Source organism: Escherichia sp. MOD1-EC6021, assembly GCF_002965245.1.
Classification (GTDB): Bacteria; Pseudomonadota; Gammaproteobacteria; order Enterobacterales; family Enterobacteriaceae; genus Escherichia; species Escherichia coli_F.
The window spans coordinates 1-6,020 of record NZ_PTRU01000064.1 but is presented as its reverse complement, the minus strand read 5'-3'; the positions used below and the strand labels follow the sequence as shown (position 1 = coordinate 6,020).

Annotated in this window: 4 protein-coding genes and 2 pseudogenes; 4 read left to right on the top strand and 2 right to left on the bottom strand. The window is 50.9% G+C overall.

The genetic code is table 11. The annotated features are described in order from the left end of the window. Window positions 1-117, bottom strand: a pseudogene (locus BEB54_RS27380) (peptidase); the annotation flags it as partial. Then, window positions 114-362, bottom strand: coding sequence for a DinI-like family protein (locus tag BEB54_RS27375; RefSeq protein WP_032284998.1), 249 nt, complete (start codon window positions 360-362; stop codon window positions 114-116). The gene BEB54_RS27375 and the pseudogene BEB54_RS27380, both read right to left, overlap by 4 nt. A 649-nt stretch (window positions 363-1,011) precedes the next feature. Here BEB54_RS27375 and istA point away from each other — a divergent pair. From istA to BEB54_RS27335, 4 genes and pseudogenes are all read left to right on the top strand, one after another. Further along, window positions 1,012-2,034: an IS21-like element IS100 family transposase gene (gene istA, locus BEB54_RS27360; protein ID WP_000255944.1), complete on the top strand. Its 1,023-nt coding sequence runs from the start codon at window positions 1,012-1,014 to the stop codon at window positions 2,032-2,034. Next, window positions 2,031-2,813, top strand: a complete 783-nt coding sequence (gene istB / locus BEB54_RS27355; RefSeq protein WP_072158264.1) for an IS21-like element IS100kyp family helper ATPase IstB — start codon at window positions 2,031-2,033, stop codon at window positions 2,811-2,813. The genes istA and istB overlap by 4 nt, the downstream gene beginning before the upstream one ends. A 531-nt stretch (window positions 2,814-3,344) precedes the next feature. Then, window positions 3,345-5,070, top strand: a pseudogene (ltrA, locus tag BEB54_RS27340) (group II intron reverse transcriptase/maturase). 76 nt (window positions 5,071-5,146) lie between these two features. Next, window positions 5,147-6,020 (top strand): DUF1281 domain-containing protein (locus BEB54_RS27335; protein WP_105282334.1); only part of this gene is annotated, 874 nt, incomplete at its 3' end.

Here is a 6,020-nt window from a genome sequence, read left to right as displayed (position 1 = left end):
CTCAGCATAATCAGTGGCAGGCGAAGGAAAACCGGCCTGGCAACGATCGGCAAACAACGGTCGCACGTAACTGTCATTGCCTGAAGGGTCAGCCGGACGGTGATAAACGGTACTCATGCTGCAGGCAGCCAGCTGTCGTCCTGCCAGATTTCTTCCAGCAGAGACAGGATACGTTCTTTATCCTTGTCGTTGTGGGCTCCTGTGACAGATACAGACGGGGCGCTGCCCTGGTCTATACGCAGCCAGATTTCCGGGTAGTGTGGTTTCAGACGTCGTTCGATTTCATTCTGTAGCGCCTGAAGTGTGCCTGATTTGAGGTTTTTTGTGCTCTGGCGGTCGAAAAGAATTTCAATGCGGATCATGTTCTCATCTCCCTTTTCTTTTGCTGTATGCATATACAGTATTCTAATAACTGAATCCACACACAGTCAAATGTCATTATTGTGACTAAAAAACGCTCAATTCTCTGAGAGTGTGGCTGTATGCCTGCTGTGGACGGCTGTGTCCAGCTTATCCACAGCATTTTGTGCACGGTTCTGTGGACAAAATACCTGGTTACCCAGGCCGTGCCGGCACGTTAACCGGGCTGCATCCGATGCAAGTGTGTCGCTGTCGCCGGCCTCCTCACCCGGTCACGTTTCGTCGTTCCTCCTCCACGCGCTGCGGCTTCGGGGCCGCACCTGCATTCGTATGCGGTCGCCCGGTTACAGGTGCGGCACGGCCTGGTGGAGGCCGCATGTGAGAGGAGAATTCCCATGCCAAACTGGTGCTCAAATGTGCGACATGAAGTCGCCTGAATAATTGTTCCAGCGGAGTTCGATTCCGTCAGGGAACCTGATGTTCCGTCATCAGTAGCCTACTGACACATGCGTCACTGGTAACGGTGGGGTGTGAAGCTGTCAGGACAATGAAACCGGATCTTCGGTGTCACGAACGGTGCAATAGTGATCCACACCCAACGCCTGAAATCAGATCCAGGGGGTAATCTGCTCTCCTGATTCAGGAGAGCTTATGGTCACTTTTGAGACAGTTATGGAAATTAAAATCCTGCACAAGCAGGGAATGAGTAGCCGGGCGATTGCCAGAGAACTGGGGATCTCCCGCAATACCGTTAAACGTTATTTGCAGGCAAAATCTGAGCCGCCAAAATATACGCCGCGACCTGCTGTTGCTTCACTCCTGGATGAATACCGGGATTATATTCGTCAACGCATCGCCGATGCTCATCCTTACAAAATCCCGGCAACGGTAATCGCTCGCGAGATCAGAGACCAGGGATATCGTGGCGGAATGACCATTCTCAGGGCATTCATTCGTTCTCTCTCGGTTCCTCAGGAGCAGGAGCCTGCCGTTCGGTTCGAAACTGAACCCGGACGACAGATGCAGGTTGACTGGGGCACTATGCGTAATGGTCGCTCACCGCTTCACGTGTTCGTTGCTGTTCTCGGATACAGCCGAATGCTGTACATCGAATTCACTGACAATATGCGTTATGACACGCTGGAGACCTGCCATCGTAATGCGTTCCGCTTCTTTGGTGGTGTGCCGCGCGAAGTGTTGTATGACAATATGAAAACTGTGGTTCTGCAACGTGACGCATATCAGACCGGTCAGCACCGGTTCCATCCTTCGCTGTGGCAGTTCGGCAAGGAGATGGGCTTCTCTCCCCGACTGTGTCGCCCCTTCAGGGCACAGACTAAAGGTAAGGTGGAACGGATGGTGCAGTACACCCGTAACAGTTTTTACATCCCACTAATGACTCGCCTGCGCCCGATGGGGATCACTGTCGATGTTGAAACAGCCAACCGCCACGGTCTGCGCTGGCTGCACGATGTCGCTAACCAACGAAAGCATGAAACAATCCAGGCACGTCCCTGCGATCGCTGGCTCGAAGAGCAGCAGTCCATGCTGGCACTGCCTCCGGAGAAAAAAGAGTATGACGTGCATCTTGATGAAAATCTGGTGAACTTCGACAAACACCCCCTGCATCATCCACTCTCCATCTACGACTCATTCTGCAGAGGAGTGGCGTGATGATGGAACTGCAACATCAACGACTGATGGTGCTCGCCGGGCAGTTGCAACTGGAAAGCCTTATAAGCGCAGCGCCTGCGCTGTCACAACAGGCAGTAGACCAGGAATGGAGTTATATGGACTTCCTGGAGCATCTGCTTCATGAAGAAAAACTGGCACGTCATCAACGTAAACAGGCGATGTATACCCGAATGGCAGCCTTCCCGGCGGTGAAAACGTTCGAAGAGTATGACTTCACATTCGCCACCGGAGCACCGCAGAAGCAACTCCAGTCGTTACGCTCACTCAGCTTCATAGAACGTAATGAAAATATCGTATTACTGGGGCCATCAGGTGTGGGGAAAACCCATCTGGCAATAGCGATGGGCTATGAAGCAGTCCGTGCAGGTATCAAAGTTCGCTTCACAACAGCAGCAGATCTGTTACTTCAGTTATCTACGGCACAACGTCAGGGCCGTTATAAAACGACGCTTCAGCGTGGAGTAATGGCCCCCCGCCTGCTCATCATTGATGAAATAGGCTATCTGCCGTTCAGTCAGGAAGAAGCAAAGCTGTTCTTCCTGGTCATCGCTAAACGTTACGAAAAGAGCGCAATGATCCTGACATCCAATCTGCCGTTCGGGCAGTGGGATCAAACGTTCGCCGGTGATGCAGCACTGACCTCAGCGATGCTGGACCGTATCTTACACCACTCACATGTCGTTCAAATCAAAGGAGAAAGCTATCGACTCAGACAGAAACGAAAGGCCGGGGTTATAGCAGAAGCTAATCCTGAGTAAAACGGTGGATCAATATTGGGCCGTTGGTGGAGATATAAGTGGATCACTTTTCATCCGTCGTTGACACTTCGGATCGCATGAAACCGTGAGGTTACATGTAATCTGCCAGCATCAGGCGGAGGAGGTCTAGGCTCGGTAGCATGACTAACATATGTGAACTGCTGAAGCGTCGTTAACCAGAACAAGCCAAAGATGCTGACAGGCTTGAACCAAAAGGTATGTGGTTGGTTACTCCTCTGTTTGCTAGGGGTACACGGACAATAAACCACCGGTGTTGTGAGCAGAGTCTAACCTACTGTTGTTATTCAGGTGGAACATGGTAAGCCCGTATCGCTGCCTCGTGAGGCAGGTTAACCGCAAGGGATACTGTTGGCGGTGCGGGTAAAAGAAGGTGGAAAAAGCGAATGCCAGTCTGTAATGGACCGGATAAGGGTTGAGCCCGGCAACATTACCCTACGCGAAAGCGGGCAGACTTCCACTGGGTCTTTCATTACGAGAGAGTTTGAGTAATCTTCCAGAAAGGAAAAGCAGATGACTGAGCAGGCTACAACCTGTAAAGGTGCGTCCTTACTTAACGGTGACTCCTGGCACAGTATCAACTGGCGTCAGTGCTATCGGGAAGTGCGGAGACTGCAAGCGCGTATCGTAAAGGCAACACGAGAAGGTAAACATGGCAAGGTCAAATCCTTGCAATGGATACTGACTCACTCGTTTAGTGGCAGAGCAGTTGCTGTCAGACGAGTTACAGAGAATAGCGGGAAACGTACTCCTGGGGTTGATGGTCAGACATGGTCTTCCCCGGAGGTTAAATTTCTTGCTATTAACCTGCTGAAACGGCGTGGTTACAAACCACAGCCACTTAAGCGGGTTTATATACCTAAGTCAAATGGGAAGTCTCGTCCCCTTGGGATACCCACTATGAAGGATCGGGCGATGCAGGCGTTGTATTTGCTGGCTCTTGAGCCCGTTGCTGAAGTCACTGCTGACCAGAGATCCTTCGGCTTTCGGACTGGAAGGTCTACTGCAGATGCGATAGCACAGTGCTTCTGTGTTCTTGCGCAGAAAACATCCGCTGAATGGGTGCTTGAGGGGGATATACGGGGATGCTTTGACAATATATCTCATCAATGGCTAATCGATAACACCTCAACAGACAGACAAATCCTGACAAAGTGGCTTAAAGCGGGTTACAGGGAAAAGGGGCAGTTATTCCCTGTAAATTCAGGAACTCCTCAGGGGGGGAATAATTTCTCCTGTACTGGCTAACATTGCTCTGGATGGACTGGAGGCGCTTCTTGCTTCGGAGTTTAAAAAGAGAACAGTCAAGGGACGATTGGTTAACCCGAAAGTTAACTATGTGAGATATGCTGATGATTTTATTATCACTGGAGAGTCAAAAGAACTTCTTGAGTCTCAGGTATTACCCGTCGTCAGGCGGTTTATGGCTGAAAGAGGATTAATGCTTTCTCCGGAAAAGACGAAAATCACACATATCGAGGAAGGATTTGATTTTCTTGGACAGAACATTCGCAAATATGGCGGTAAGATGCTGATCAAACCCTCTAAAGCCAATGTCAGTTCCTTTTTAAAGAAAATACGCGCTGTAATCAAAGGCAACAAAGCTATGGATCAGCTTACGTTGATCCGCATGCTGAACCCAATGATCAAAGGGTGGGCGGCTTACCATCAACACATTGTGGCCAAGGTCGCATTTAACAAAGTTGACAATGAGATCTGGCTGGCTTTATGGCGTTGGGCTGTTCGGCGTCATCCCAATAAGGGAAAGAAGTGGATTCGGAAAAGATATTTCCATCAACAAGGTGCCCGAAACTGGTCTTTCTCCACGGCTACCGGAGAACTCCTTGCCAACGGTAAGCCTCAGTATGCAAATCTGAGGAAAGCAATCGATACGCCTATCAACCGGTTTAAACCGATTAAAATTGCAGCTAATCCGTTCGATCCTCAATGGGAGATGTACTTTGAGGAGCGTTGTGCAGACAAAATGCGGCACAAACTGCAAGGACGGAAAAAGCTCATTCAAATCTGGTTTGAGCAGCGGGGCCGATGCCCCATATGTGATGAGAGGATTACATCTGATTCCCAGTGGCAGGTTCATCACATCATACGGCGAGTCGATGGAGGGAGCAACTGCCTCTCCAATTTGATTATGCTGCATCCGATGTGTCACACACTTGTTCATGCGAAAGGTATACATGTAGTGAAACCGGCTCATGAGAGTGGGCTTAGAAAGGCTTGAGCCGTATGCCGGGAAACTGGCACGTACGGTTCTTAGGGGGCGGTGATGCAGTAATGCATCACTGCTACCCGATCGTATGCATTTTTCTGGTGAACCGGCACAGATTGCTGAGATTAAACGACTGGCCAGCGGTGCAGTCACACCGTTTTATCGCCGCGCCACAAATGAAGGTATTCAGCTGTTTCTGGCCGGAAGTGCCGGACTTCTGCAGATCACTGAAAATATCCGCTCTGAGCAGTGCCCCGGAGTGACGGCTGCCGGACGTGGTGCTGTATCGACGGAAAATATCGCGTTCACCCGCTGGCTGACACACCTGCAGAACGGTGTACTGCTGGATGAGCAAAACTGCCTGATGCTGCATGAACTCTGGCTGCAGAGCGGTACTGGACAGCGTCGCTGGGAAGGGTTACCGGATGATGTCAGGGAAACCATCACTGTGCATTTCACCGCAAAAAGAGGTGACTGGTGTGACATCTGGGGTAACGAGGATGTATCGGTGTGGTGGAACCGTCTGTGTGACAACGTAGTGCCGGAAAAAACCATGCCGTTTGACCTGCTGACGGTTCTGCCGACCCGCCTGGATGTTGAAGTGAATGGCTTTAACGGTGGTGTTCTGAACGGTGTTCCTTCTGCATATCACTGGTATACAGAACGGTATGGCGTGAAGTGGCCTTGTGGGTATGACCTGAATATCAGCAGTCAGGGGGAAAACTTCATTCAGGTGGATTTCGACACGCCGTGGTGTCAGCCGGAAAGCGACGTTGTTGCAGAATTAAGCCGCCGTTTCGGCTGCACGCTGGAGCACTGGTACGCCGAACAGGGCTGCAATTTCTGTGGCTGGCAGCGATATGAGCGTGGAGAGCTTGTTGATGTGCTGTGGGGGGAACTGGAATGGTCTTCCCCGACAGATGACGATGAGCTGCCGGAAGTCACCGGACCTGCGTGGATAG

Coding starts and splice junctions, on each gene's coding strand:
- istA (WP_000255944.1), top strand. CDS start 1,012: ATGGTCACTTTTGAGACAGTTATGGAAATTAAAATCCTGCACAAGCAG.
- BEB54_RS27375 (WP_032284998.1), bottom strand. CDS start 362: ATGATCCGCATTGAAATTCTTTTCGACCGCCAGAGCACAAAAAACCTC.